The 26,619-nt window shown below is 54.4% G+C and carries 19 protein-coding genes and 1 pseudogene; 9 read left to right on the forward strand and 11 right to left on the reverse strand.

Features of this window, described 5'->3' with window-relative positions; genetic code table 11:
* Together ACI9KD_RS10955 and ACI9KD_RS10960 are read right to left on the reverse strand one after the other, a co-directional pair.
* Nucleotides 1-2,435 (reverse strand): DUF305 domain-containing protein (locus ACI9KD_RS10955; RefSeq protein WP_414981209.1); only part of this gene is annotated, 2,435 nt, incomplete at its 3' end.
* Between the two features lie 177 nt (nt 2,436-2,612).
* The gene (locus ACI9KD_RS10960) at nt 2,613-5,768 is read right to left on the reverse strand and encodes a WD40/YVTN/BNR-like repeat-containing protein (RefSeq protein ID WP_414981210.1); all 3,156 of its coding nucleotides are present in this window, start codon (nt 5,766-5,768) and stop codon (nt 2,613-2,615) included.
* Nucleotides 5,769-5,895: 127 nt separating this feature from the next.
* Here ACI9KD_RS10960 and ACI9KD_RS10965 point away from each other — a divergent pair, with 127 nt between their 5' ends.
* From ACI9KD_RS10965 to ACI9KD_RS10985, 5 genes are all read left to right on the forward strand, one after another.
* A complete protein-coding gene (locus ACI9KD_RS10965) occupies nt 5,896-6,783 on the forward strand; it encodes a bile acid:sodium symporter family protein (RefSeq protein ID WP_414981211.1) in 888 nt (295 codons plus the stop codon).
* Between the two features lie 184 nt (nt 6,784-6,967).
* On the forward strand, nt 6,968-10,108 hold the full coding sequence (locus ACI9KD_RS10970) for an efflux RND transporter permease subunit (RefSeq protein WP_414981212.1): 3,141 nt from the start codon (nt 6,968-6,970) through the stop codon (nt 10,106-10,108).
* Nucleotides 10,105-11,484 carry an efflux RND transporter periplasmic adaptor subunit gene (locus tag ACI9KD_RS10975; RefSeq protein ID WP_414981213.1) on the forward strand — a complete coding sequence of 460 codons (1,380 nt, stop codon included), beginning with the start codon at nt 10,105-10,107 and terminating at the stop codon, nt 11,482-11,484. The genes ACI9KD_RS10970 and ACI9KD_RS10975 overlap by 4 nt, the downstream gene beginning before the upstream one ends.
* Before the next feature lie 170 nt (nt 11,485-11,654).
* Complete coding sequence (locus ACI9KD_RS10980; protein ID WP_414981214.1) at nt 11,655-12,536, forward strand: dienelactone hydrolase family protein; 882 nt, start codon at nt 11,655-11,657, stop codon at nt 12,534-12,536.
* A 113-nt stretch (nt 12,537-12,649) separates the two neighbouring features.
* The gene (locus tag ACI9KD_RS10985) at nt 12,650-13,399 is read left to right on the forward strand and encodes a methyltransferase family protein (protein ID WP_414981215.1); all 750 of its coding nucleotides are present in this window, start codon (nt 12,650-12,652) and stop codon (nt 13,397-13,399) included.
* A 182-nt stretch (nt 13,400-13,581) separates the two neighbouring features.
* On the opposite strand, the gene ACI9KD_RS10990 is transcribed toward ACI9KD_RS10985, so the two are convergent.
* The 4 genes from ACI9KD_RS10990 to ACI9KD_RS11005 all read right to left on the reverse strand — a co-directional run bounded on the left by ACI9KD_RS10990 (nt 13,582) and on the right by ACI9KD_RS11005 (nt 16,741).
* The gene (locus ACI9KD_RS10990; protein WP_414981216.1) at nt 13,582-13,992 is read right to left on the reverse strand and encodes a hypothetical protein; all 411 of its coding nucleotides are present in this window, start codon (nt 13,990-13,992) and stop codon (nt 13,582-13,584) included.
* Nucleotides 13,993-14,000: 8 nt separating this feature from the next.
* The gene (locus ACI9KD_RS10995) at nt 14,001-15,014 is read right to left on the reverse strand and encodes an NADP-dependent oxidoreductase (protein WP_414981217.1); all 1,014 of its coding nucleotides are present in this window, start codon (nt 15,012-15,014) and stop codon (nt 14,001-14,003) included.
* A gap of 63 nt (nt 15,015-15,077) precedes the next feature.
* Complete coding sequence (locus tag ACI9KD_RS11000) at nt 15,078-16,100, reverse strand: hypothetical protein (RefSeq protein WP_414981218.1); 1,023 nt, start codon at nt 16,098-16,100, stop codon at nt 15,078-15,080.
* 14 nt (nt 16,101-16,114) lie between these two features.
* Complete coding sequence (locus ACI9KD_RS11005; RefSeq protein WP_414981219.1) at nt 16,115-16,741, reverse strand: glutathione S-transferase family protein; 627 nt, start codon at nt 16,739-16,741, stop codon at nt 16,115-16,117.
* A 143-nt stretch (nt 16,742-16,884) separates the two neighbouring features.
* On the opposite strand from ACI9KD_RS11005, the gene ACI9KD_RS11010 reads away from it, so the two are divergent.
* Nucleotides 16,885-17,754 (forward strand): crotonase/enoyl-CoA hydratase family protein, encoded by an 870-nt coding sequence (locus tag ACI9KD_RS11010; protein ID WP_414981220.1) that lies wholly within the window; start codon nt 16,885-16,887, stop codon nt 17,752-17,754.
* Between the two features lie 21 nt (nt 17,755-17,775).
* On the opposite strand, the gene ACI9KD_RS11015 is transcribed toward ACI9KD_RS11010, so the two are convergent.
* The 5 genes from ACI9KD_RS11015 to ACI9KD_RS11035 all read right to left on the reverse strand — a co-directional run bounded on the left by ACI9KD_RS11015 (nt 17,776) and on the right by ACI9KD_RS11035 (nt 23,633).
* On the reverse strand, nt 17,776-19,386 hold the full coding sequence (locus tag ACI9KD_RS11015) for an AMP-binding protein (protein ID WP_414981221.1): 1,611 nt from the start codon (nt 19,384-19,386) through the stop codon (nt 17,776-17,778).
* Between the two features lie 54 nt (nt 19,387-19,440).
* Nucleotides 19,441-19,917 carry a potassium channel family protein gene (locus ACI9KD_RS11020; protein WP_414981222.1) on the reverse strand — a complete coding sequence of 159 codons (477 nt, stop codon included), beginning with the start codon at nt 19,915-19,917 and terminating at the stop codon, nt 19,441-19,443.
* 85 nt (nt 19,918-20,002) lie between these two features.
* The gene (locus ACI9KD_RS11025) at nt 20,003-21,403 is read right to left on the reverse strand and encodes a DUF1501 domain-containing protein (RefSeq protein ID WP_414981223.1); all 1,401 of its coding nucleotides are present in this window, start codon (nt 21,401-21,403) and stop codon (nt 20,003-20,005) included.
* Nucleotides 21,404-21,405: 2 nt separating this feature from the next.
* Entirely contained in the window at nt 21,406-23,157 is a 1,752-nt protein-coding gene (locus ACI9KD_RS11030) for a DUF1800 domain-containing protein (protein ID WP_414981224.1), read from the reverse strand.
* Nucleotides 23,157-23,633, reverse strand: a complete 477-nt coding sequence (locus tag ACI9KD_RS11035) for a hypothetical protein (RefSeq protein ID WP_414981225.1) — start codon at nt 23,631-23,633, stop codon at nt 23,157-23,159. Before ACI9KD_RS11035 ends, ACI9KD_RS11030 begins: the two co-directional genes overlap by 1 nt.
* A gap of 169 nt (nt 23,634-23,802) precedes the next feature.
* Here ACI9KD_RS11035 and ACI9KD_RS11040 point away from each other — a divergent pair, with 169 nt between their 5' ends.
* The 3 genes and pseudogenes from ACI9KD_RS11040 to ACI9KD_RS11050 form a co-directional block, all read left to right on the forward strand.
* Entirely contained in the window at nt 23,803-24,483 is a 681-nt protein-coding gene (locus tag ACI9KD_RS11040) for a glutathione S-transferase family protein (protein ID WP_414981226.1), read from the forward strand.
* A 97-nt stretch (nt 24,484-24,580) separates the two neighbouring features.
* Complete coding sequence (locus tag ACI9KD_RS11045) at nt 24,581-26,284, forward strand: amidohydrolase (protein ID WP_414981227.1); 1,704 nt, start codon at nt 24,581-24,583, stop codon at nt 26,282-26,284.
* A 3-nt stretch (nt 26,285-26,287) separates the two neighbouring features.
* Nucleotides 26,288-26,619 (forward strand): annotated as a pseudogene (locus ACI9KD_RS11050) (phytanoyl-CoA dioxygenase); the annotation flags it as partial.

A 26,619-nucleotide genomic window follows, 5' to 3' on the forward strand; every position in this document is an offset into this window, starting at 1 on the left:
AGACGCGCAACTCGATCTGAGTGACCAGCAGGAGCTTCTACCGCGTTTACTGACTTCGCCATCTTGCTCAATTTTCGAGCTAGAGATTTGTCACTTTTGCCGGCTGTCATTGCTGCCTCGGCAAGATCCAGTGCTGAACGCAGCTCCGCTTGCATCGAATCTGGCAAGCCATTGTCACGTTGCAATTGGTCTAGATAGGCGAGCGCAACAACCGGTGCGTCTGGCCAGCTGACACTAAACTGTTGTTGTGGGTTGAACAGGGCGCCCTGATCCGCAAGACGGGCCGCAGCGATTTCATGCTCGCTGAGCTGCTCGCTTGGCAGAAGTGCGAGTACATCCAGTCCTCGAACAATTTCGGTGCCGTAGATGAAGCCCTCGTACCAATACGCCGACCAGAAGCCACCAGTAATGATTTCATTGGCGAAGTAGGGGCCTCGATCAAAATAGGCAATTTCAAACGGATTCTTCGAGTCACTAAAGTCGATTATTGAAATGCCACCTTGGTACCAAGCCTGCACAAAAATATCGCGACCCGGTACAGGAATGATAGAACCGTTATGCGCTACGCAGTTCTCTGATTCCAATTGAGGAGCGGGCATCTTGAAATAGCCACCAAACACCAGTTTTCCATCGACAATGTCGTAGATCGCGTTGGCACCCCAGGTCAGGGGATCCCATGCGCGACAGCGCGCCCGGGCGCCTCCACCCCATTCATCCGTGAATAGCACTTTGCTGCCGTCGTTGTTGAACGTGGCCGAGTGCCAGTAAGCAAAGCCCTCGTCGGTCACCACATCAATGCGCGTTGGTTTGGCAGGGTCACTAATGTCGAAGATGATGCCATTGCCGGAGCAAGCCCCAGCGGCGATGTTCGCTTCCGGAAACACCGTGATGTCGTGACACTGATCTGTTCGCGAAGTGTCTTGCGTGCCATCACCGTGATCGCCGCCGCGCCACAATCCTCCGGCAACACCGCTTTGTGGGTCTGCAAATACGCGAGGACTGTCGACTATCTTGGCCGCCGCTGGATTGTCGACAGGGACTTCGATGACGTCGATACGGAAGAGGGCCGTGCGCTCGTCTCCGGGAGTATCGCCGATGCAGCCCGCTAGTTCTTCTTCTTCGCGAACCGATGATGTTCCAGAATTGTAGATGGTGATGATGCCGTCTTTATCGGGTCCTGCAACTACCGAGTGCGTGTGTGAGCCCCGACAAGTTTGTACGGCACCGACCTGTAGTGGCATGGTCAAGTTGGAAATATCAAAGATGCGCAGTCCGCGAAAGCGTTCTTTGCTGACATCTTCAGTGACGCCTTCGAGTCCGCAATCAAGGCGGCCGCGATTTTCCTGGGCGGACATAAATAACAGGTCACCGACGATGGATACGTCACCCTGGCCGCCGGGGCATACGATAGAGGCCATTAAGTCCGGGACACCGTCTTCCTGCAGTTGGTATACGTTAAAGCCGTGATAGTTACCTGCGACAAGCACATCGTCGCGAAACGCCATATCGGTGTTGGCGAAACTGAGCATGGGGCGTCGAAGGCTGGCGCTGTCTTCTTCGAGAGTGATAGATCGTTCATCTTTACCATTTGCTGCGTTCGTATCACGCGCATCGCTTTGTGCGTCTTCTTCGTCCAGAGCCCTTGCGCCACGCTCCGCAGGGTTCGCAGGATCAAAGAAGCCTGCAGGCTTACGTAGACTGGCGACCAGTTCAAGGTTGCTTACGGCCTGCTCGGCGTCAAAAACGCCAGGCTTGAGGCCTGAGCGCGGATCCTCAGATAAGCCGACCAACATGCCGTTCATCCGTTCGATTTCGACTGCCTGATCGTTGCTAATGTCGTTGGTAAACTCAAATAGCACCGGATCATAGGCGGAGCCGGGCTGGTCCATTAGGTCCTCAACCATGGTAATCGCACCATCGTGATGGCGGATCATCAACGTGAGGAAAATGCGATCGAAATCGGTTCCTTCTGTTCCTGCCAGCTCGGCCATTTGTTCTGGTGTCGCCATGCCGGCCATGTCGTGATGCATGTGCATGGACTGATGGTTCGATGGCTCAGTCACGGTCTCGCCACGCTGTGCAAGCCACTCTTGCATGAAGGCAATTTCGTCCGCCTGGGTGCCGTTGATTCGCTCAGCTAGATTCACTAGTGCCGGGTTGTTTGTACGATCTTTCACCAGCGCTGCCATCTGTGTCGCCTGATGGTGGTGCGGGATCATATCCTGCATAAATGTCACATCAGAAGGCGAATAGGAGGACTCTGCTATGGCTACAGCCTCGTCAGCCGTGAGCGTTTGAGTGGGCTCTCCGGGTGCTCCAGGCTTAACGATAGGAACTTGTGCAAAGGTCAGCGCTGACAAGTAAATGCTTGAGAAGGCGAGCAAGAGTGCTAGCGGGCCGGCGCGCCTAACGGCGTCAAAATGTGCGTTCTTCATTCGGTGGAGCGCTCCAAATTACGGGTTCTTCATACGATGCAGGATCATAACGCAGGGAAGACAAAAAGGCTGCGTAGTCTAGAAAAGGTGAGCGCTGCGATTTACGGCTCACCTTTGCTAGGAGGACATCTCCCTGGAAAGTAAACATGCGAGCCTCAGGGGCTCACAACAAGGGCTTCAAGGAAGCTTGATGGTCGATACGCCTCGTTGAGTGGCTATCCGATTAAAGCTGTTTAACTCGTTCCCACGAATATCGCCTAGTTGGACTTCGTAGCCTGCCCACACCTTTAAGTAATCCCCAGTGACGTCTTTAAAGCCATCGGTCAATGGCAATTGAGAGTCGTGCATGCGTCCCAGAAGATCCTTGATCTTTATGAGCAATCTACCCTCATGCTGATACACGTGTTGGAAGGTCTTTAGTTCTTTCTGCAGGATAAGGTCGATCCATGTATCAATACTTGCCTCGAGTTCCCTGCCTTTTTGCGTTACGGCCTCGGGTGCCCCTAGTTCATTGATCAATGCGAGTTGCTTCTTGATGAGTCTCAGGTCCCTCACACCTTCGCTCATGCCATCTGCGGCGGCCATCAGAGACCTGGATAAAGCGTCTATGTCTGCGTACTGACGAAGGTTCTCTGGTGTCTCTCCACCTAGACGCGGGTCGACGCGGACCCTAAACATCTGCTCCTGAACGTCGCTGCCCATGGTCATGCGTACTTTGTATTCCCCGGGGGCCGCGGTATAGGCGTCCATGCTGCCCGACACACTGTAAATTTCTGGAAGGCAGTCGAACTCACCCATTTGTAACCGCCAAACCCAAAGGTTGTCCCCGGTGTTCGCAGAGATGGTTTCTGGGCGGGGTATTTCTGCCTGGCCGCGTCCGCAGATACTGCCTTCCAGGTCCGAGCGGTCGCTGTACACAACCACGCCGCCACTATTAAGTATGTCAAATTGAATGGCTTTGTCGGTTTCTTCATTCAGTACGTAATGGACTTGCAGGCCCCGAGGTGGGTTTTCTCCTGGACCGGCATCGGGGTAACCATTGGCTATTGTACGAACGGGATCACGGGGTTTTAGCAACACGGCAGCCGTGTCCGGCAGCCCATCAAAGATCTCCTGTAAGGGCGTGAGATCATCAAGAATCCACAGGGAGCGTCCCTGGGTGGACACTACGAGATCATTTTGCTGAATGTACAAATCGGTAATTGGCACTTGCGGAAGATTCTGCTGCAGACTTTGCCAGTGATCGCCGTCATTGAAGGAAACAAACAGCCCGTTTTCTGTTCCGGCATACAAGAGTCCCGGGCGCTTTGGATCAACGCGAATGGTTCGGGCAAAGGTGTCCTTGGGAATGCCATCAACGATTTTCTTCCAGGATTTTCCGTAGTTGCTGGTTTTATAAATACTCGGAGTGAAGTCGTTCATTTTGAAGCCGGCGTGAGCAAAGTAGGCCGTGCCCGCGTCATGGGGCGAGGCATCAATGACATTGATGATGCCTTCGGAAAGGCCCCGGGGCGTTACGTTCTCCCAGGTCTCCCCACCATCGCGAGTAAGGTGGACTAAGCCGTCGTCTGAACCGGTCCAGATAAGCCCCTTGCTTATCGGGCTCTCAGCTATGACAAAGAGGTTGTTGTAACTCTCCGCAGTGATCTGCTCATTTGAAATTGGATAGCCGCCTCGACCCTGATGATCTTTGTTATTGCGTGTCAGGTCTTCGCTGAGTACTTCCCAGCTCACCCCGCGATCTATGGAACTCATGAGGTACTGTGATCCGTAGTAGATACGATTGGGGTCATGGGGTGAAACGATCACGGGGCCATTCCAGTTACCACGGTATTTGAGATTTTTTGGCTCTTCGCCGGTCACGCGCTCCGGGTAGGGGCGTACATTCCGATACTGTCGTGTGTCTCTGTTCCATTCACCGAGCATACTGGCAAAAAAGGTGGTGTAGACGTACTTGGGGTCGTCTTTGTCAAAGGCGATAGTCGCGCTCTCTCCCGATCCAATAGACCACCAGTGACTAGTACCGATGCCGCCGCCGCTGACACTCATACTCTGGCTGGCGATGGTGATACCGTTGGAGTCTTGTTGCGCTGAGTAGATACGGTAGGGAAATTTGTTGTCCGTAATGACCCTGTAAAATTGCCCGGTGGGCTGGTTCATCTGTGTGGACCAGGTCTGCCCACCATCCATGGATATGTTGGCACCACCGTCATTGCCGTTGATGAGAATGTCGCTGTTGGCAGGATTAATCCATATCGCATGATGATCGACATGCGGTGCCTCGTATTTTTCGAAAGACTTTCCGCCATCAATGGATTTGATGAGCACGCCGTTCATCACCCAGACTTCGTCCTCATCAGTAGGGTCTGCAGTAATGTGCATGTAGTACCAGGCACGCGCCCAGGTGTTGGGGTCGTCGCTGACCTGTTCGAAGCTCTCACCGCTATCGTTTGAGCGATAGACGCCGCCTTCACCGTCTTTAGCCTCTATGGCCGCGTAAACAATTTTCTGATTGGCCGGGGATATGGCGATACCCATTTTGCCCTTCAACTGGGGGAGTCCTTTATTGATTTCCGTCCAAGACGCACCTCCATCTGTGGTCTTGTATACGCGACTGCCGGGACCGCCGCTCTTTACGGCCCATGGCCTTCGTCGAAAATCCCAGCTGGTGGCCATCAGAAAGTTCGGGTCCGTCGCGTCCATGCTCATGTCCGAAAAGCCGGCGTCTTCATTGACATACAGGATCTTTTTCCAACTTTCGCCGCCGTCCACTGATTTATAGATCCCACGTTCTTCATTGGCTCCCCAAGGGTTGCCTTGTGCAGCGAGAAAAACGACATCGGGGTTCTTGGGGTGTATGTGAATGCGACTAATGTGCCGTGTGGCCTCCAGACCCATATGCGTCCAGGTCTTTCCCGCGTCGGTAGACTTATAGACACCGTCGCCATGAGAGCTTTTTACTCCGCGCACGGGCCCCTCGCCGGTACCCACATAGACGATGTTTGGGTCGCTGTCAGCGACATCAATCGCGCCAATCCCCGTCGTGTTAAAAAACCCATCAGATACGTTTTCCCAGGCGCTGCCCGCGCTGTTGGTCTTCCATACACCGCCGCCGGTGGCGCCAAAGTAATAAGTGAGAGGATCGCCGTCGATACCGGCCACGGCAGTGACTCGGCCGCCCCGAAAGGGTCCAATATTTCGGTATGCCATTGTTTGATAGAGCCCGGCGTCAACGCTGTCTGCAGCGCTTGCTGTGCTGCTCAGGCACAGGGTTGTCAGCAGCGCTACGAAAAACGCCGTTAAAACAGGAAGTTCACGAGATACGCTAAACATGTAACACTCCGATTATCGCTGTAGGCATCTAGCTTACATCAGCATTGCTGTTATCTTCTGTGACAGAAGGTGCTTAGGGCAAGTCCGTTTAAGAGTTTGTCGATCAATCAACATATGAAGGGCTGATATGGGGGAGCTTTACCTCGAGCACGAGTATTGGGTGGCTGTTTTTCAGCTGGTTATGGCGATGCTGGGTATGGGGGCAACACTAACCCTCGGACAATTCCGCGACGTACTGATGGAGCCTCGCGCTGTAACCATCGGCAGTGCCGTCCAACTGGTTTTGGTGCCTCTCATCGCTTATCTATGTATCTGGGGCTTGGGTGTGGCGGGCGGTGTGGCCGTGGGGATAGCGCTTATCGCCGCTATTCCGGGGGGTACTACCTCGAACATATTCACGCATTTTGCCCGAGGTAATACGGCACTTTCCATCACCATAACCGCACTAACAACAATGGCCTGTCTGGTGACCACCCCACTGATTCTCGGACTGCTTATTGCCCAATATGTCCCCGATGATTTCGTGATGCCGCGTCAGCGTGTCATGGTGGAGATAGCCCTCACGCTACTACTACCTCTGGCACTGGGGATGCTGTATCTGCGTTTGTTCCCCAAGACGGCGGTAACGTTCTCTAACTTATGCGTTCGCAGCTCGTTATTAGGTATTGCAGCGATTGTGCTTGGGTCATCGATGTCGGGTCGACTGGACGTTGAGGCTTTTGGTTTTTCGAATCTACTGGTGATCTTTGTTTTCATTCTGGCCTTGGTGTTTGCCAGCATGTTGGTTTGCAAGCTACTAGGTTTATCCAGTGTTGATGCCACCGCTATCGATATGGAGGTGGTGGTTCGTAATATCAATCTAGGTGTGTTGATAAAGGCTTCTTTATTCCCTGCTGTTCCCGGTCAACCGGATGCCTTAGGAGACTTCGTTCTGTTTTCTCTCTTGGTGTACGGCGGGGTTCAGATGCTGGTGGCAGCGGCCTTTATTGCCTGGCGTAGACCCAAGCACGCCTGAATCCTCTTTGTTTGATGTTAAATGTGAGCAGATTTGGCTATCGCAGCGTCCAAACCGGCTTGTTTGAGGCCTCCTGCCGGCACTAGTCCTTCAAATCCTGCGGTCCATCGCAAACGACTCCTAAGCTTGGCCTCGCAGGAGTAGATTTCACACACTAGAAACTATTAGGTGTGAGCCTGCAGCCGTGCAAACCGCAAAATCAGGTTGGATCCAACTGTTTGCCCGCCATCGATTGGCGGCGAACCTCCTCATGGTCATGATGTTAATGGCTGGCGTCTGGGGGGCTGTCAAAATAAAGGTCCAGATGAATCCGGATCAGACCTGGAACGTGGCTGAGGTCGAACTGCAGTGGCCCGGTGCTTCCGCAGAAGATATGGAAAAGCTGGTTACCAATCCGGTAGAACATCAGCTTCGCGGATTAGAAGGCGTGGAACGCCTTAACTCCTGGACTCGCAATGGTTTTGCCTGGGTGCAGCTGCGTTTCGATCGCGACGTAGAAATCAACACTGCCGTAGATACGATCAAGCAGCGCATCGCTTTGGTCCGGGATCTTCCTACGAACTTAGAGCCACCCAAGGTTGCGATTGATCGCTGGTACGAGACCGTAGCCGCGGTTTTTTTAACGGGCCCTGACAATTTCACCGAGCTTGCTCCCCTGGCCTACGAAGCAGAGCGGCAGCTGCGCGCATTGGGGGCCGATGTGGTGGAGTTGCGCGGTCTTCCCCGGGAAGAAATTGCCATTGAAATAGACGGTCTGACTTTGGTGGAGATGAACGCCAGCATTGTCGATATAGCACAGGCCATTGCGAGACTGAGTAATGATACGCCCGCTGGCACCATTGGCTCGGGACAGGGTCGGCGTCAGATTCGCTCAATGGATCAGCAGCGCAGCGTCCGTGGCTTTGAAGAGCTGCCTATCGCCTCGACAGCAGGTGATCAGCTCGCTCAGTTGGGCGATATCGCGCATGTCGAGCGACGCGCTATAGAAAATCAGCGCTACTCACTGATTGATGGAAAACCGGCCATTGAGCTTCGAGTCCGTCGGGGTGACAGCACTGACACCTTTGATGCGGCGAACGTCATCAAAACCTGGCGCGCACAGCAGGAAGAGTCTCTGATTGCCCGAGGCGTGGAAACCAAAGTATTCATCGAAGCCTGGCGTTTTGCCGCAGACACCATGGGGCTGGTACTTCGCAACGGTGTTTCCGGCCTTTGTCTGGTGCTGGCCATGCTCTTTTTGTTCCTGAATCTTCGCGTGGCCGGCTGGGTCGCCTTGGGTATTCCCGTCTCTTTTGCCGGCGCATTACTGCTCTTCTACGGATTTGGCGGCACGCTGAATTTCTTGTCTATGATCGGTCTGGTGATGGCTTTGGGTATCGTCGTTGACGATGCCATTGTCGTCGGCGAGCACTCCCTTTGGCAGTTCGAGAATGGCTTGCCACCCGAAGAGGCTGCGGTGGTCGGCGCGCAGCGTATGTTCGTTCCGATTGTCGCCTCGAGCCTGACGACCATGGCGGCGTTTCTGCCGCTGGTGATTGTGGATAGCGATGAGGTTCGCGAAATTCCCATTCTAATGCTCTGCGTAATACTCGCTTCACTCGTGGAGTGCTTTCTGATTATGCCGGGCCACCTCAAGCATTCCTTCCGGCGTATGGCGGAAAGCAAGAAGCCTGCGCACCCGCTTCGCAAGGCCTTTGATAAGCGCTTTGAAAGCTTTCGCGAGAATCGTGTTCTTCCGTTACTGCAATGGTGTCTCGCCCACCGGCGCGTCGCTATTACCGCCGCTGCGAGCGCCTTCATTTTTTCCGGCAGCCTGGTCGCGATGAGTTACATCAAGTTTGATCTCAATATGAACATCAACTTCGAGTTTGCTGAGGCAAATATTCAATTCACGGCTGACGCCGACGAGGCGCAGCGCCGTGCTTACCTGGAGACTCTGGAAGAGTATGTGCAATCTACGGACAAGCATTTTGGGGGCGGTAACATTGTGGCGCGCTGGGTACAGATCAATGGCGCCACCATAAGCCGGGATCGCCGTGAGGGTCCCGAGTTCGCCAGTGTATTTGTTGAGCTGACATCCCCGGAGTCCCGCAACGTGAGCCTGGCCAAATTTCTGGAGCACTGGCAGACGTCTATCCCTGAGTCGGCGATTGTCGAGCAATTACAGATTGAACAGGGCGATCAGCCATGGCCAGAAATCGAGCTCACATTCAGCGGTGCCGACACAGCGGCCCTTAAGGGTGCTGCGGATGAGTTGGCTGCTGTGATGCGCACCATGCCCGGGGTCAATAACGTGCACGACGACCTTCCTTATGGTCGAGATCAATGGGTGTTCAATCTGACGCCAGAGGGTAGGGCGCTGGGCCTTTCAGCCACAGAAGTAGGTCGCCAGGTGCGTACGGCATTTGAGGGTGAGCGTATCCAATTGTTCACTGAGGATGATGCAGAGTTCGAGGTGCGAGTATCTCTCCCGAGTGCGGACCGTCATCGCCTTACGAGTTTGGCACGACTGCCGGTGATTACCCCCAGCGGAGAAATACTGCCTTTGTCGACGGTGGCAATCATAGAGAGTCGCCGTGGCATCGACAAAATCAACCACGTCAATGGCGTGCAAACGGTCGCCGTGCGTGCATATCCGGATAAGTCCATCACAACGGCAGATGCGGTCATTAACGATCTCGAAGCTGAGCTTATGCCCTCTATTGCCAGCAAGTGGGGCGTAAGTCCTGGAAAAGGGTTTTGGGCGAACGAGCAGAGTCAGTTGCTGCGCGAAATGTTCATCGGCTTTTTGATTACCCTGGTACTGATCTACATTATCCTGGCTTGGACTCTGCACTCGCTAAGCTGGCCTCTGGCCATCATGTTTGCCATACCTTTTGGTTTGACCGGCGCATTGCTTGGCCTGTGGGGTATGGGCTTTAATATTACGCCCCTGGCGTTTCTGGGTATTTTCACCCTCACTGGCGTCATCGTGAACGATTCGATCATACTGGTCACCGCCTATCGGGATCACCGTGAGACTGGCATGGAGGCCGATCAGGCTATCACCGAAGCTGTACGCCAACGCCTCCGACCGGTAATACTGACATCGCTGACTACCGGGCTGGGACTCGTGCCGATGATGTTGGAGTCTTCTCTGATGGGCGCTGCCTTTATCCCCCTCGCCACTGTGATTTGCTTTGGCATGCTCTACGGCACGGGCCTCATTTTACTGGTCATACCCGCCATATTGTCCGCTTTGAATACCTGCGAAGTAAGCTGGCGCAGGCTGCAAAGTCGCGCAAGCACCCTACAGAACCCTGCTCTTGGAGCACCAAGCTCATGAACGTACTCTCAATTGTGTTGACTCCCGTGCGACTTATTGGACCTTGGCTGCGAGGCAGCCTCTTAGGTCGTTATGTTCGCGCCTTGTCCTCATCGGCACGGATTAGTCTATCGATCCTGGGTGGATTGTTGGTCGCGATTTTCGGTCTGAGTGCCTTTAGCAGCAATGACATAGAGGTGGATGCAACACCAGAAGCTATCCCTGTCGTCGCAAGGCCAGCACAGCTGCAGTCTCTTTCTCCAGAAATTCATGTCTTTGGTCGCGTGGAAAACCCCAATACCACCGCGCTGCGCGCAGCTACCTTGGCTTACGTGACGGAAGTGAATGTTCGTGAAGGGCAAAAGGTTGCAGCAGGAGACCTGTTGCTACGTCTGGATGATCGTGATGCGCAGCTGTCCGTGCGACGCTTCGAGGCTGCCCTGACCGAGGCCCAGGGGGAATATGACCGAATGCGCGCTCAGCAGGTCGCGGAGTCAAAGAATACAGAGCATCAACGGCGTCTATTCCAACTCACCGTCAACAAGCAAGAGCGCTTTGAGACCCTGTTTAGCAAAGGACAGATTTCTGCCACGGACTATGATGCTCTAGAGCAGCAGCGTCTTGAAATGGAAATGGCACTGAATCAACAAGAGATGCTCTTGGCGAACCAGGAATCTCAGCGCGCCTCAGCGGATGCCCGAGTCATCCGTGCTGAAACGGACTTGCAGGAGAGTATGCTGAATTTAGAGCGCTTATCGCTGCTTGCGCCCTTCGACGGTACAGTGATTCAGATTGATGCGGCGATTGGTGCGCGCATTGATGCAGGCCAAACCGTGATGTCGCTGTTCAATGTGGACTCCCAGCAAGTTCGAGTTTCTTTGCCTGAGCGTGATGCTAACGCACTTCACGCAGCAATCAGCAACGGTCAGTCGATCCGAGCTGCGGCGCGAGTGGCTGAAGAGTGGATCGCCCTAGACTTGCTCGATATTGGCGCGCACGTGCGCAGTGGTCGAGCGGGCACTGATGTCTTGTTTGCCTCGCCCTTGGATAGTGAGTTGGCGTTGGGTCGGGCTGTCGATGTGAGGATTACGCTTCCTGCGCAAGCGAATCTCATTGAAGTTCCACTGCAGAGTGTTTATGCGGATCGCATCATGTACATCGTCGAAAACAACAGGCTCAAATCTGTGGATGTCGAACGGGTGGGTATTCGTGAAGATGCCCAGGGCAAAATGAGTCTTCTCATTCGCGCAGATGGGCTCCGTGAAGGCGAGCCTCTGGTGGTGTCTTCGTTGAGCCGTGCGGGTTCTGGTGCGCGGGTGAAAGTTTTGGGCGCCCAGGAACCGGTGCTCGAATCCTTTAATGTATTGGATGCCCCTGAGGTTCTCGTCGCGCGTTGATAGATTTCCTGGGGTTCTTAGCCCCCGTGTTCGCAACGTGTCTTCTGAGCTCCCTCCCTGGCTGCGTGCTTGCAAACGGCCTTTGGTGAAAGCCTGCAGCCTGTTAACGCATGTGGGACTATTGATCGCGCCCCTGAAAGGTCCCGCATTTAGCGACGAGGAGCCCTCTTATGAAGCAGCAGGAAATAGACGAGCAGGTATTTGATCTCTATGACGAGTACTGTCATGGCGTGATCAACCGACGGCAATTTTTTGAGCGCGCCGCGGCATTAACTATCGCCGGCGCATCAGCGCTTAGCATGGCTAAGGCTCTGATCCCCAACTATGCCCAAGCTCAGGAAGTGGTGTTTACCGACGATCGCATTAAGGCTAACTGGGTTGATTATGACTCTCCTGAGGGCAGTTCTGGTCGGATGCGCGGCTATCTTGTGCAGCCCGAAGGCGAGGGACCTTTTCCCGCGGTACTTGTGATGCACGAAAACCGTGGACTTAACCCTTACATACAAGACGTTGCGCGTCGCTTTGCCGTGGCCGGTTTCTTGGCGCTCGCGCCGGATGGTTTGGCGCCCATAGGCGGTTATCCGGGGAATGATGATGATGGACGTGCGATGCAGCGGACTCTCGATCAATCCAAACTTCGCCAGGATATGCTTAACAGCGCACTCTTCGTAAAACTTCATGAACTATCTACGGGCAAGCTCGCCGCTACCGGTTTTTGTTGGGGCGGCGGTACCACCAATTTTCTCGCCACGGAGCTCGCCGGCGATCTGCAAGCGGCAGCACCTTTTTATGGCGCGGCCCCCGATACCGACAAGGTTAAAAATATAAAAGCAGCGGTGCAGGTTCACTACGCCGAACTCGATGATCGGGTAAACGCGATGAGTCCGGACTATGAAGCGGCGCTCGCAGCTCACGGCGTCACACATGAAATGCATGTGTATCCGGGTACGCGTCATGGCTTTCACAATTACTCCACGCCGCGTTATGAAGCTGATGCGGCACAGTTGGCCTGGGAGAGAATGGTCGGCTTTTTCAGCGAACATCTTGGATAGAGAGCCAGCCCTCGCAATTCGGCGTCTGTGCACTACACTGCTTCTACCAGCCTTATATCTGGCGTAGTTGCTGCGCGTAATAATTCTTATACTAATAAGAGGAGACGCAAGTCATGATGAAGTTGATCGGATATAGCTACGGTGGCATTTGTTACCTACTGGGTATCGCCAGTCTCGTGGGATTCATATTGTTTGCGAACAACTTTATGGGTTTGCTCGGCATGGTGCAGTACAACATTGATTCTCGTGCATCTATGGGCATACAGGCTGCGGTGGCGATTAATCTCTTACTGATTGGATTGTTTGGCATCCAGCACAGTGTCATGGCCCGGCCAGCGTTTAAGCAGCTGTTAACGCGTCTTGTGCCTACACATCTGGAGCGAAGTACTTACGTTCTTGGAACGGCGCTTGTGATTGGCATGATCATTCACTTTTGGCAGGGAATTTCCCCGATGTTGTGGCGGGTGGAAGATCCACTGTGGCGCCAGGTCATTACCGTGATTTACTTTCTCGGCTGGACCATAACGCTACTGGCGACTTTTATGCTCAACCACTTTCACCTGTTTGGTTTGCAGCAGTCCTTTCGTCCAAGCAGCCCCGACGCAGGATCTAAAGAGTTTAAGACTCCAATGTTTTATCGTTTTGTTCGCCACCCGATTCAAACAGGTGTGGTGATCGGAATGCTGGCAACGCCGGATATGAGCGTCGGTCGCGCCTTGTTAGCCGTCGGTCTGTTTGTATACATCGGCGTTGGCCTGTACTTCGAAGAACGTGATCTGGTGACGGAGTTTGGCGATACCTACCGGGACTATCGCAAGCGCGTACCGCCGCTGTTTCCGGCTATGGGTTCCCGCTCCAAGTAAAGAGAGAGTAGGTGAGCAACGGAGTCGTAGCTGGATTGCTTGTGGGCTGAGCGTCGTATTTTACGTCGCGCGTCATGCGATCAAGACTCTGGGCTTTGGCAAGCGCTGTAGCTCTCCTGGGCTTATTGGCTCAGTCGGGTGGCAGCGCGTGTTTTGCAGATCTAATGCTTGATGCGCTGTATTCACTTAGGCGTACAAGACAAGGCGCTCTCGCCTTCAGGGGCTGCTTCGATCATGAGGTAGTTAGCGGTCTGTTCTCCAACATTCACCGCTTCGTGCCATTCAATGCCCTCCGGGTTAGCAAAGGTGATTGCTGAGGGTATGTCTTGCACACGAGTACCAAGGGCGTCAGTAATACTCATGCGGCCACCTTCCAGGACATAGCCTATATGGGGCGGATGATAGTGACGCTCATGGCCAACTCCGGGCGGAAAGCTACAGCGCAAAATTCTCACTCGTTCGTCCCGATGCAGGCATTCACAAACAGCGTCGCCCTTCCATCCGGCTGCTAGGGGGTCAGGCAGGTTTTCGGCTGCCACGGCGAAGGGCAGCGTTAAGCACAGGACTGTTACTGAGTGCAGGACCTTTAGCATGTTTGCTCCTAAGGCTCTTGTGAAACGCGTACCACCAGCTTGCCCAGATTCTTCCCGCTGAACAGGCGCTCCAGGGAGCTTGGGGCGTTTTCCAGTCCCTCGACAATATCAGTTTCATAGTGAATCTTGCCTTCTGCGAGCCAGCCGGCCATAGCCTGCATGCCTTCGGGAAAACGGTCCAGATAATCGAGAATGATAAAGCCCTTAAGGAGCGTGCGTCGCATGAGAAGATTGGCGAAGTTATAGGGGCCAGGTGTCGCCTCAGTATCGTTATAGCTGGAGATCAAACCGCACAGAGGCATACGTGAGAAGTCATTGAGACGTGCAATAACCGCGTCCATGATTTCTCCGCCGACGTTTTCAAAGTTGATGTCAATACCGTCCGGACAGTGGTGATCGAGGGCATCTGCGACATTCTCTTTTTTGTAGTTGATTGCGGCATCAAATCCAGCGGTCTCTGTGAGCCACTGACACTTATCATCAGAGCCGGCTATGCCGACTACGTGGCAACCATGAAGCTTGCCAATCTGTCCCACCATAGAGCCGACAGCGCCGGCTGCCGCAGACACCACAAGGGTATCGCCCTCCTTGGGTTTTCCGATATCCGTCAGACCGAAGTACGCGGTCATACCGGTGGCACCAAGGGGGCCCATGAATGCCGTTAGCGGGAGTCCGGGAATCTCGGGGAGTACGTTGACCATGTCACCATGGATATCGTTATAAAGAGCCCATTGCGAGAGTCCGGTGTTCACGATGGCGCCGACCTGAACCAGCAGGTGTTTGCTCTCAGTCACCACGCCAATGCTCCCGCCGCGCATTCCTTCACCAATGGCTACGGGCGGTAGATAAGCGTCTGTGTCGCTCATCCAGATACGGTTAGTGGGGTCCAGAGAAAGGTAAATGGTTTTAACCCGAACATGCGCATCCGGCAGTTCGCCCAGAGGGCTCTCTACGAGTTCGAGATCGGAGTCTTTGATGTCACCGACGGGTCGTTGACGTAAAACCCAGGTTTGATTTGTCATTATTTTTTCCTTGCCGTAGTTATTGTCATATTAGCTATTGGCGTGTTTGGGGTCCGTGTAGCCCTAAACAAGACTGTCGATCATCATTTCTACGATAGCTGCCGCTGCCCAGGTGAGGGGCGGCAATACGGTGTAAAGAAGCATGCGCTTCAGCGCACTAACATCGAAAGGCCAGGACGGCGCTTTGGCAACCCGCTCACGCATATCCAATACAGCGTCAAGCTGAAACAAGGTTTCGGCGCTTGCCGCGGCGATGTCGCCTTCGGTGATGGTATCAAGACGTTCGTCCAGGGCTGCCAGGGTTTGCTGCCGCTCTTCGCGAATTCTTCGGCGAATTCCTCGAAGGGGCAGAGCTACTATGCCGATCAGTGGTATCAGTCCCGCGACAACACCAATGACTGCGGGCCCATCGAAAGGGTTATCGCCGCCCAAAAACAACAGTGAGTTAGCGCAAAGCATGCCAGTCATCATAAGAGCAGGACGCAGTGCTGCCGCGCCAAAAGCGGCATGTCGGGATGGGCGTAAAAGGTCAGGATTGGCAATCTGGCCAAGGGATGAAAACAGGGCGGCATTCATGATCAGTGATGGGACTGTCAAGAACATCCCCACCCAAAGCAGTATCGTCGCGCAAGACTGGGGTATGGCGAATTTCAGGGGTGATAGATAACTCTCCAGCAGGTAAGAGTGGGCTACTCCCAGAGTGAACCCGAGGAGGCAGGCGCGCCATACCTGCTTGGAAGCTAATCTAGAGAGTGCGCTACTGGCCGTTAGTATGGAAGCCTCCGACCAAGGGAGTACGCCGGAGAGTTGGCGAATGTCCTGCGCTGCTCCGGACAGAACGGGTTTAGAGAACCCCGCAAGAATGCCCATGCTGGTGCCAAAGAACAGCGCTGATGCCAGGATGTCGTTGAAGGTTGCTTCACTGACGTGGGTTGTGAGCACCGGGCTCAGCAAGCAGCTCGTGACGAGTAGCCCGCATAGCAATCCGAAAGCCCAGGACGGTAAGCGACTCCATTGTTGGAGTCGCAGAATGGGCAACTCAGGGGTCGCTGCGCGTGAGCGAAGTTTTTTCTCAAGTTCAGTCATGGCGTGGCTGTTGGTCAGCTGCCATAAGCATAAGGTCCGCCACGTTCATGCGCACGTTTGTAGGCGGGGCGAGCATGAATGCGGTCCAGAAAAGCGTCCAGGTGGGGGAAGTGATCCAAGCCGTAAAGCAGCTTGCCAACTTGGGGGACGAAAGATAGCTGTATGTCCGCAGCGCTGAACTCATTTCCCACAAACCAGTCTTGATTTTCCAGAGCACGATCCATAAAACCTAAGTGGTTCTCCAGTTCACCGTTAATTCTGGGTTGCAATATTTCGCCACCGTCTGGAAGGCGCCCGGTGTACATTTTGAGCATCAGCGGGAGCATTGCGCTGCCCTCAGCGTAATGCATCCACTGGAGATAATTTTCATGAGCAGTTGTTCCTGGCTCTGGAGCGAGACGCCCTTCACCATAGTGACGCACGATGTAGTCAATAATGGCACCGGACTCAATGACTGTATTTTTTTCATCAGTCAGCACCGGCGATTTCCCCAGGGGGTGAACCTCCAGCAATTCCGGGGGCGCCAAGCTGGTCGTGCTGTCACGTTCGTAGTTGCGAACCTCGTAAGGCACATCCAGTTCTTCAAGAAGCCATAGGACACGCTGAGAGCGTGAGTTGTTGAGGTGGTGGACAGTGAGCATTTACGAATTCTCGAGGGCGTCATTAAGTAGTGCATTGTACGTCGGCGTTACATCGGCTGCCGAGAATCAGGAAGTCCACCTAATTGGCTGCCGGGCGTTATGATCATGTCTGTCTTCTTAGATTGCAAAAGAGAGAGTTTTTCATGTCTACCGTGCTTTATGAGTGTAATGACCGTGTAGCGACCTTGACCCTGAATCGCCCCGAACGATTGAACGCGATTAATACAGCTTTACCTGCGGATCTGCGAGCCGCTGTAGAGCGTGCGGATGCAGACCCGGCTGTTCATGTGATTGTTTTGCAGGGGGCCGGCAAGGGGTTTTGTGGTGGCTATGATCTCGTGGAATACGCTCAGACCCCCGGAGAGATGCACGGCAATCAGGAGATGCCCTGGGACCCGACTTTGGACTACGCGATGATGTCCCGTAATACAGAGGACTTTATGTCGCTCTGGCGGGCCAGTAAACCGACCATATGTAAAATTCATGGTGCCGCCGCAGCAGGTGGTAGCGATATTGCCTTGTGTTGCGACATGATTGTGATGGCCGATGATGCACGGATTGGTTATCCACCTGCTAGGGTCTGGGGAATGCCCACCACCATGATGTGGGTCTATCGCCTGGGCATCGAAAATGCAAAACGCATGTTGTTCACTGGCGACTTAATCAGTGGCCGGGAAGCCGCTGAGATGGGCTTGATCCAGGAGGCGGTGCCCCAGGATGAGTTGGACGTAGCGGTTCAAAGGCTTTGTGACCGTATCAAGGGTGTGCCACGAAATCAGCTAATGATGAGCAAGATGGTTGTCAATCAGGCTTACGAGGCCATGGGTCTTGCCAACACTCAGCGTTTTGCTAACTTTTTTGACGGTGTTGCACGTCACTCCCCGGAAGGGTTGTGGTTTCGCGAGCGCGCTGTGGAAGTGGGGTTTAAGCAAGCTGTGGCGGAACGCGATTCGGGCGCACCTATTGCTGAGCATGCGAGCAAGCATCTAGGGCCCCCGCGGCCTGACGATTAGCCGGACCGCTCCTTAGACCGTTCAACCTGCTGAGGACATCTCCGTATAGTCACCGTTTTCCCAGCCTTCGCGCAGGGCGAATTTTTGAATTTTTCCAGAACCCGTAAGCGGATAAGCTTCGACCTCAAACCAGTGCCTAGGGGTTTTTTGTGGCGACAGATGCTCCCGAAGATAGGCGAACAACACATCTTTGGAAAAATTGGCGTTGGGGGCAGGGCGTAAAAACACTGCCACCTCTTCGCCCAGGCTTTCGTTGGGTAATCCTACAACAGCGACCTCGCCTACTGATGGGTGTTGAAACAGTAGTTCCTCAATCTCCCGGGGGTAAATATTCTCGCCACCCCGAATAATCATGTCTTTGAGACGGCCTTCGATTTTGCAGTAGCCCCGGGCATCCATAGAGCACAGGTCGCCGGTATGCAGCCAGCCATCAGCATCAATGGTCTTTGCGGTCGCTTCGGGGTTCTCAAAATACTCGTGCATTACGTGGTAACCCCGGGTGCAGAATTCCCCGAGTACGCCTACAGGCTGCGTAGCGCCAGATTCCGTGTCGACAATTTTCACCTCCACTCCCGGCATAGCCTGGCCGAGCGTGTAGGCCTTATCGTCAATGCTATCGCTCGCATGCGTCATGCAGGCCACGGGAGAGCACTCGGTTTGTCCAAAGACAATGGTAAATGGCGCTCCCACGGCATCCTCAAGTCGTTTCACGAGATCTGCAGGCACGGTAGAGCCGCCGGAGCAGAGCGCTTTCACCGCAGAGAGATCACGCTCTGTAAAAGAGGGGTGCTCTAGCATCGCGATGAGCATAGTGGGTACACCCAACATGGCTGCTGCGCGGTATTCTTCCATAAGTGCCAGAACCAGACCAGGCTCGAAGGCTTCTACCAGTACCAATGCGGAGCGTTTTGACAACGCTCCGAGCACTGCGAGCACACAGCCGGCGGTATGGAACAAGGGCATGATCCCCATGTAGGTCTGGCCGGTTTCTGCACCCATAATCGACAGCGTGTGCGAGCCGTTGTTGACTAGTCCGCGATGGTGGAGCAGAGCACCCTTGGGAAAGCCTGTCGTTCCCGAGGTGTACTGAATCATACAGGCATCATTGGGGAGGACCGATGGTAGGACCTTGTCCCCCGCGCTATCGAGAAATGCTTGCCACTGTGAAAACAGCACAACTTGTTTGAGATCCGGGCAGTCCTCTCGCACGGCTTCGAGATGTTGCAGCATGGGATTGCCACGAAACTCCGGTAGCAAGAATATGCCTGCGGCTCGTGATTGGCGAAGTACGTAACTTAGTTCGTCGGCCTGGTACGAAGGATTGACCGTAACAAGGACCACACCCGCTAAGGCGCAGCCGTACTCTATGATGACCCATTCGGGAATGTTCGGCGCCCATACAGCGACGCGCTCGCCAGGCTCGAAAATCTCCAGGAGTGCTCGGGCCGAGCGCTCTGCCTCGTCTAACAGTTCTGCGTAGGTCCACTCCCGGCGATCAAATTGTTCCGATGTACCGACGATCAGTGCTGTTTGTGTCGGACATTCTGCGGCGACCTCTCTAAGGGCGTCGCCAATAGTGAACTCTCGAACCGGGGGAGTGCTGGGTCCTGTTGCATGGGATTCAGTAAGCATTGTCTTTCCTTATTATGGTGTTTTCGCCGTGGTATCGTGCCTGGATTGTAATTTCTATTTGTTCTGATCAACCAGTTCGCGGATATGTTCGGTACGTTTTGCCGTCCAGCCGTGCCTGCTTTGTTTGATAGCATCACGAAGCGTCGTCATCAATGCGGCCGTGGACATTCCCACCATGAGTACGCCATTAATTGCTTGGATGGGCCCGAGTAATTTCCGTTGGTCACTCATAACGATGTCGCCATAACCCAGGGTCGAGAAGTTCACGGCTGAGTGGTAGAAGGCGGTTTCGTAGTTGTTGAATTCTCCGAGGAACTGAAAAAGTGCGGCCCAAATAGCGATTTGTCCCAGATTGCCGAACATCAGTAAGAACATAACGCCGGACAGAATGGCCATCGAGCTAAAGTAGGAGGCTCCATTAAGCTCAGATTGATGCTTGGCGTAATACAGTAAGGATCGGGTGAGCAAAGCAATCTGTAGAGCCAGACATAAGGCCATGGTTGCTACACCCAGTGCGAGGTTTAAGAGCATTTGGTCGACTCAGTATCAAAGAGGTCTCTCAGCATAGGAAAAGCAGAGTCGCTTGCCCAGCCCCTCATAGATATTGAGTTTTGGCTCAGCTGAGAAAACCCAGTGGTTTGGCGCCGCCCCCAGCGCTGAAAAAGCGGTCCACGTTAGGCAGCACCGTGCTTAGATCGCCATCGCTGACACCAAACCACAGGGCAAGTTCAGCGAAGTATTCATCCACCGAGGTGGTCGGCGCATAAATGCCGCGACCAACATCGAGGGGATTGCCCGAATAAATGTCCGGATACTCCCCATAGAACCGGCCACCATTTACCGCGCCGCCCAGAACAATATGATGGCCACCCCAGCCGTGATCCGAGCCTTTTCCGTTGGAGGTCAGAGTACGGCCAAAGTCCGAGGTGGTGAATGTCGTCACCTGATCGGCGATACCCATGCCATTCATCGCCGTTTGAAACTCTAGAAGACCCGTGTCGATGCTCGGAAGCATCGTCGCCTGGTTGTCGAGCACATCGTCGTGATGATCCCAGCCGCCTACGGTAATAAAGAAGGTTTGTCGGCTTGCTCCAAGAGCTTCTCTGGCGGCGATCACGCGCGCAATCTGCCGCAGAGCGGCCGAGAATGGACCGTCAGAAAAGCTTGTTGGAAGTTCCTCGGCGGTGGATAAAGCGTTCACAAATGTGACTTGGGATTCGATTGCCGATATCAGGCGTTTGCCATACTCCCGACGGAAAAGTTTGCTTTGAGCGGCAGCTAGCAAGCCATCAATCGCAGCGCGGGTGAATTCTCCTTCGCCCCCCGTCTCGTTATAACCGGCCAGTGCGGGAGCACCGTCTCCACTTGCGGATATGGCATAGGGCTTCGTCACACTGCCGCTTTGGAAAACATTATTGCCCGCAAGAGACACGTTCATGGAAATACCGTTGGCAGGGCTTCCCTGCTCCAGTAGATCGGCAATGCGTCCTCCCCAACCCTGGGCAATGCGCTCATCCGATACCGCGGTTTGCCACTGTTGTATCTGATCGGAATGCGAGAACAGCCCCAGGGGCAGGTTTGCATTCCCCGTGGCCAGGGATGAGCTGTCCATAGGGGCCAGAAGGGTACCGACCCCCGCAAGCGTTGCAGCCTGTCCACTGGCAAAGAGTGATCGAAGGCCGCTCATCCCGGGATGCAATGCGAAGCTGCGCCCGTTGTTGTCAGTATTGGGTAGTGCCAGCAGGGATTCTTGCGGCAGCGCGAGATCGCTGCGTATTGCTGCATAGCCGGCGTAGTGCTGGGCGTCGTTGGGTACGAGCATGTTGTATGAGTCGTTTCCCCCAGCCAGAAGAATACACACCAAAGCTTTGTAGTCGCCGCTGCTTTGGGCGCTGGCCTGCCTTGCCAGACCTAGTTGCAAGAGGCTGGAGCCCAGGGTCGCCGTGGCTACCCCCAAAGAACAGCTGTGGCTCAGAAACTGGCGTCGCTTCAACGTCGTTTGATCGCTATTTCGCATCGTCAGATCTCTACGGCATAGTCGGGTGATATGAGGAGCAGATAGGCCGCAATGCGTACCCGCAACTCGGGCTCGTCCAGGAGGCGTACGAGCTCGAGAATCGCATTTCTCGTATCCTGACTGAGCGTACCGTAAGTGAAAACGGTATCCAGGCGCTCCAGAAGAGCCTCGGGGTCTTCCGCCAGAGGAAGGTAGTCGTCCAATGCCAAGCTGGCTTTGAAAAAGGGCGGGTCACTCAGGTCATTCACCAGATCTCCAACGACGGCATAACGCATAAGGTTGGAAATCTCTACAATGCTATTGCTGTTGGTTATCTGAAACTCCGGAGACACCAGCCCTTGTTCTGCTATCTCTCCGATGGGTTGATGGCTGGGCGAGTAGAAATTAAACACGCTGGGTGCCGACAGCGGATGCTGTTGGATGAGTTGCTGAAAAAAGAAGCCTAAGTTGGCGTAAAAGCCGTCGGGTGATGAAACACCGAGTTGTCTGAGCATAGCGGTATAGCGAAGCAGCGGCTCGCGAAGTTTGCCAAAGGGCGAGTCTGCACTGGGTTCTGCGAGTGCCTCGGGATCGAGTAATACGGCGCGAAGAATACTGCGCATATCTCCTCGTTCGCCGCTGCCGTTATCCTCGAAGGCAGCGCTCACCCGGGCAATGTAATCGGGTGAAGGGTTACTTGTGACGAGTCGTTGTATCAGTTGCTTACCAAGAAATGGCGCGATGTTGGGATGCAGGAATAGGTTGTCCATGGCCGCGTTGATATCGGATAAGCCGTCCTGTCCCCCGGGGATGGTTTGCCCGTTAAGAAGTATCTTTTCTCCCTGCTCATGAAACTCGTTGAACATGTGCATGGGCTCGGTGAAGTTAAAGCGATTGGAGCCAAAGCGATTGTTCGGGCCTCCCCAGGAGAGTCCGGTATAAATTTTGGCAAATTCGCGAATGTCCTCGTTGTCGTAAGTGGGGATTGGCTGGCCGTTATCGCCCAGCGTCTCGCTGCCATCCAGGTTTAGCTCAAAGAGGCCAATGGAAAAGAGTTGCATCACTTCTCGGGCGTAGTTCTCATCCGGAAAAGTACCGGTTTCTGGATTGCTTTTTGCATTATTGAGATGGCTAAGATAAATGCCCATCGCTGGATGCAAGGTAACGTCCCGCATTAGGTCGCGAACATTTCCAAAGGCATTACGCAGCAGCATGTCGTAGTAGTTACTTGTTCCATAGGGACTGAGTAAAAGCGCACTCACTTCGTCGGAAATGACAAAAATTTGGCTGAGGGAATAGGCGACGCGTTGACGGAGTTGGTCATCTGCGGTGATCGATGTATGCCACCAGGCAGCGCGGCCAAAAACGGCCGCAATATTGTCATTGTTTTCGCGCGCAGCTAGGTCATCGAACTCACCGCCTGCTTCACGAAGCAGAAGGGATTCTACGACCGCGTCATGAGAACTCAGAGGGAGCGAGAATTGCTCCTCAATCCATGCTTCCTGGCCGCTAAGCTCAATGTCCTCAATAGTGTCGAAGCTGGCGCCGAAAGTCGTCCGAGAAGCCAGTCGTGATGCACCGTAGATGCCTCGGAGCTGCGGAACTGCTTCCGGCGGATCTTCGCTGACAACCGGACCTCCCGCTGAGGGTGGTTCCAGCGCTGATGCGGGACTCATGGGAGTACTTCCACCGCCAGATCCGCCGCCGCAGGCCGGCATGCCGAGCACGAGCAGTGCCAGGAATACACCGCGCGCAATCGGCGTGGCGAGGACCATTAACGCGATTCCTCTAGCCAGTCGTCGTCATCATCAAAAGGACGTTCCTGAGTCTCAGTGGACGCAGGATCCGGATCCAGTGACGTATAGCAGGCATCGACCGCGGGTTGGGCTGCCCGGTAGCTAACAGCCATTTTGCCTTTCACGACGAGACGCGCTGAAATCCCCAGATCATCGCCGTAAAGCAATTGGGAACTGTAATCACGCGTCCTGTCGCTCATGGGGATCGCACAGGCGTGCAAGGGCAGGACGTCGTTAAGCTGGCTCAGCATGTGGTCGGCGTACATGAAGATTTCGCGGGTGTCATCAAAGTACATGTAGTCCACCTGACCGTCAGCGTCGAGGTCGGAAATACACAAGACGTAGATAAAAAACGACTCGCAGTGTTCTTTGCCGGGGGGGCGAACATTGCCAGGGGTGCTCGCGCAGGCTCCGAGCCAAAGCACGAGTAACAATATTGTGGTACGTCTAAGCACGATCGAAGTTTGCCTGAGCCTATGTCGGAGGCGAATGTAAAAGCCTGATTAGGCGACATCATAGTGGGTTGTTGCATAATTTTCTCAGACGCAAGACCGTTGTCATTGAGTCCCTCTACGCACAACTTGCGATAAGCTGTCGCCTGAATCTTGATTTTTTAGGTCTCTTATGCAAGTTGATACTCCGCCAGACTTGAAGTTGGTATGCGGAAATCGCAATTACTCCTCATGGTCTCTCCGGGCTTGGCTCTGCTTACGAAAAGCGGGTCTCAATTCGGAGGTGGTTGTTTTGCCCATGGATACGCCAGAGTTCGAGGCAAGGATCGCCGAATACTCACCGACTCGACGTGTTCCCGTGCTATGGATTGGGGACGAGTTGATCTGGGACTCTCTGGCGATTGCAGAGACCGTCAATGAGCGCTTTGCCAACGCCAGCTTGTGGCCCGAGGATCCGGTATTGCGCGCCCTGGGTCGCGCGATGGCAGCGGAGATGCACAGCGGTTTTGCGGCGCTGCGGCATGCTTTGCCTATGAATTGTCGAGCGACCGCTCGTCCAGTAGTGATTGAGGATGAGGTGCAGGTCGACATTCAACGTATCAGTGAGCTGTGGAGCGCGGCAATGGAGCGTAGCGGGAGTGATGGTTGGCTGCTGGGGGACTTTAGTATCGCTGATGCGATGTTCGCACCCGTCGCGGTCCGCTTTAAGGCCTACGTGCTGGATTTGCCAGAGCATACTCAGGCTTACGTCGATTATTGGCTGGCTGACCCGGATCTGCAGGCATGGATGTCTTTAGCCCGGCAAGAATCCTGGATTATCGAGCACGAGGAGGTCGGAGCTCTTTCGAACTAACTCTATGCCGTATCGGACACGCGGATTGCTCTCTGTTGAGCAACGTTATCTAATAAGTGTTGTGAACACAGTGCGCGAAATTGGAGATATAAAAATTATGAAATGTTTGCAGCATGCCCTAGTAAGTGCTTGCGCGGTGGTCGCTGGTGCGATGCCACTGTCCAGTATCGCTGCGCCTGAGATGATTTTCTTTGGCGGTCCGATTATCACAATGAACGCTGACGATTATGTCGCAGAAGCCCTGGCGGTGGAGGGGGGGCGTATTCTTGCTGTGGGTGATTGGGATACGGTGTTGGCAATGGCCGATGAGACCACCCGGCAAGTTGACCTTGATGGCTCCGCATTACTTCCTGGTTTTGTGGACTCCCACAGTCACGCCAACTTTATCGGTTTACAGGCGATGAGCGCCAACCTCTTGCCGCCTCCTGACGGAGAGGGGGCGAGCGTCGCAAGTATTCAGCGTCTACTGCGGGAATATATAAAGTCCGAGTCAGCTCTGCAGCGTGAGTTGGGCTGGGTTATTGGTTTTGGCTACGACGATTCACAGCTTGCCGAGTTGGAGCATCCGACGCGGCAGGATCTGGACGCAGTTTCGACCACCGTTCCAATATTACTAATTCATCAGTCAGGGCATCTGGGCGTCGCAAATAGTCTGGGTTTGGAAATGGCGGGTGTGGGTGCCGACACGCCGGACCCTGATGGTGGTGCATTTCGTCGCGAGAGCGATGGCAAAGAACCCAATGGTGTCGCCGAAGAGTACGCGTTTTTCAGGCTCATTTTCAGCGCATTGGCTGCTGCAGACGAAGACTTACAAGACCGGATGGTACTGGCTGGCACGGCTTCCATGGCAAGTTTTGGCTACACCACAGCGCAGGAAGGGCGTGCGAATCCCGAGGGTATGGCCGCAATGAAACGTGTGGCAGATCGGGGTGAGCTCGCGATCGACCTCGTGTCTTATCCAGATATGTTGATGGTCGAAGAGCTGTCGCCATCACGCTCTTACCAGAACCGCTACCGTGTGGGGGGCGTTAAGCTGACCATCGATGGGTCGCCGCAGGGTAAGACCGCCTGGTTGAGTCTCCCGTACCACGTGCCGCCTCAGGGGAAGGACGAGAGCTACGTGGGATACCCGGCGATTGATGTCGCTACTGTTAACAGCAATGTGATGCGCGCTTTTGATGAAGGTTGGCAGTTGTTGGTGCATTCCAATGGCGATGCAGCGACAGATACGCTGCTAAATGCCTTGCGCCTGGCGCGGGAGAAACATCCGGATGTTGAGTTGCGCCCCGTGCTGATTCACGGACAGGTTTTACGCAAGGAGCAGGTTGTGGCGCTAGATGAGCTCGATGTGTTTCCCTCGCTGTTTCCCATGCATACCTTCTACTGGGGCGACTGGCACCGGGACTCCGTGTTGGGTCCAGAGCGGGCAGAGAATATTTCGCCCACGGGATGGCTGAGAGAGCGGGGCATGATGTTCGGGTCTCATCACGATGCCCCGGTAGCAAACCCCGATTCAATGCGCGTGTTATCAGCAACCGTTACGCGAACTACCCGCAGCGGAGCCGTGCTGGGTGCCCAGCATCGAGTTGATGTGATGACCGGCTTGCGGGCCCTGACGATATGGCCCGCTTGGCAGCATTTTGAGGAGTCTGATAAGGGTAGTCTGGAAGTGGGTAAGCTCGCAGATTTGGTCGTGCTGTCTGACAACCCGCTTACAGTGGACGAAAGTGATCTTGCCGGACTGCAAGTTCGCACAACCTACAAAGAAGGTCATGTGGTTTATCAGCAGGATGAGCGCTAGGAAATGCTGGCGGTGGGTGCAGCGGCACGCTTTGTAGAGGCGGTTTATCAGCCGCTGATATGTTCAGAGCCGACTGAGGGCGACAAGGAGCTTCGGGCGCGTTTCCAGACCGAGGGCTATCTGTATTTTCCTAAGGCCCTCGCATCGTCCGCGGTCACGCCTGTTCTGGAGGACATGTTATCCGCGCTTGATCCACATATTCGCTGGAACAAGATGACTGAGACCCCGATGCTTGCGGGAGAGCCGTTTTTCGAAAGTGATCCCCTGTGGGATGCGCTGTATCCCAAAGTGCAGGCACTGGAGTCTCTGCATAGACTCTTTCATTGCAGCGAGGT

The sequence above is a fragment of the Congregibacter sp. genome (assembly GCF_047617445.1).
Lineage (GTDB): Bacteria > Pseudomonadota > Gammaproteobacteria > Pseudomonadales > Halieaceae > Congregibacter.

Bases quoted from the DNA above. Each gene is read 5' to 3' on its own strand.
- ACI9KD_RS10960 (WP_414981210.1), bottom strand. From the start codon at position 5,768: ATGTTTAGCGTATCTCGTGAACTTCCTGTTTTAACGGCGTTTTTCGTA.
- ACI9KD_RS11005 (WP_414981219.1), bottom strand. From the start codon at position 16,741: ATGCTCACTGTCCACCACCTCAACAACTCACGCTCTCAGCGTGTCCTA.
- ACI9KD_RS11010 (WP_414981220.1), top strand. From the start codon at position 16,885: ATGTCTACCGTGCTTTATGAGTGTAATGACCGTGTAGCGACCTTGACC.
- ACI9KD_RS11000 (WP_414981218.1), bottom strand. From the start codon at position 16,100: ATGACTGAACTTGAGAAAAAACTTCGCTCACGCGCAGCGACCCCTGAG.
- ACI9KD_RS10990 (WP_414981216.1), bottom strand. From the start codon at position 13,992: ATGCTAAAGGTCCTGCACTCAGTAACAGTCCTGTGCTTAACGCTGCCC.
- ACI9KD_RS10965 (WP_414981211.1), top strand. From the start codon at position 5,896: ATGGGGGAGCTTTACCTCGAGCACGAGTATTGGGTGGCTGTTTTTCAG.
- ACI9KD_RS11030 (WP_414981224.1), bottom strand. From the start codon at position 23,157: ATGGTCCTCGCCACGCCGATTGCGCGCGGTGTATTCCTGGCACTGCTC.
- ACI9KD_RS11020 (WP_414981222.1), bottom strand. From the start codon at position 19,917: ATGCTCTTAAACCTCGCACTGGGTGTAGCAACCATGGCCTTATGTCTG.
- ACI9KD_RS11040 (WP_414981226.1), top strand. From the start codon at position 23,803: ATGCAAGTTGATACTCCGCCAGACTTGAAGTTGGTATGCGGAAATCGC.
- ACI9KD_RS10980 (WP_414981214.1), top strand. From the start codon at position 11,655: ATGAAGCAGCAGGAAATAGACGAGCAGGTATTTGATCTCTATGACGAG.
- ACI9KD_RS11025 (WP_414981223.1), bottom strand. From the start codon at position 21,403: ATGCGAAATAGCGATCAAACGACGTTGAAGCGACGCCAGTTTCTGAGC.
- ACI9KD_RS11045 (WP_414981227.1), top strand. From the start codon at position 24,581: ATGAAATGTTTGCAGCATGCCCTAGTAAGTGCTTGCGCGGTGGTCGCT.
- ACI9KD_RS10995 (WP_414981217.1), bottom strand. From the start codon at position 15,014: ATGACAAATCAAACCTGGGTTTTACGTCAACGACCCGTCGGTGACATC.
- ACI9KD_RS10985 (WP_414981215.1), top strand. From the start codon at position 12,650: ATGATGAAGTTGATCGGATATAGCTACGGTGGCATTTGTTACCTACTG.
- ACI9KD_RS11015 (WP_414981221.1), bottom strand. From the start codon at position 19,386: ATGCTTACTGAATCCCATGCAACAGGACCCAGCACTCCCCCGGTTCGA.
- ACI9KD_RS10975 (WP_414981213.1), top strand. From the start codon at position 10,105: ATGAACGTACTCTCAATTGTGTTGACTCCCGTGCGACTTATTGGACCT.